The sequence below is a fragment of the Petrotoga sp. 8T1HF07.NaAc.6.1 genome (assembly GCF_016772115.1).
In the GTDB taxonomy this organism is placed as follows: Bacteria; Thermotogota; Thermotogae; order Petrotogales; family Petrotogaceae; genus Petrotoga; species Petrotoga mobilis.
The window spans coordinates 1-221 of the sequence record NZ_AUPG01000051.1 but is presented as its reverse complement, the minus strand read 5'-3'; the positions used below and the strand labels follow the sequence as shown (position 1 = coordinate 221).

Genomic DNA, 221 nt, shown 5'->3' with positions numbered 1-221 from the left:
GAATTCCACAACCTTCAGCAAACTTCAGCATGTTCGGAATATCTCCGATTCCTTGCTGATCCCTAGATATGTGTGAGCTCTATTCGCTTTGTAGAACGATCTTCCCACTGTACCACCATACCCAAGTGCTGATTATTCAACAGCATCATCTTCACCGGTAAATTCTCCACCCGAATAGTTGCCAGCTCTTGAACTGATGACGCCCGACTGGNATCCTCNNG

At 46.8% G+C, this 221-nt stretch carries 1 pseudogene; it reads right to left on the bottom strand.

Features of this window, described 5'->3' with window-relative positions:
• Window positions 1-60: 60 nt before the first annotated feature.
• Window positions 61-211, bottom strand: a pseudogene (locus NAAC61_RS11435) (thiamine pyrophosphate-dependent enzyme); the annotation flags it as partial.
• Between the last annotated feature and the right edge of the window lie 10 nt (window positions 212-221).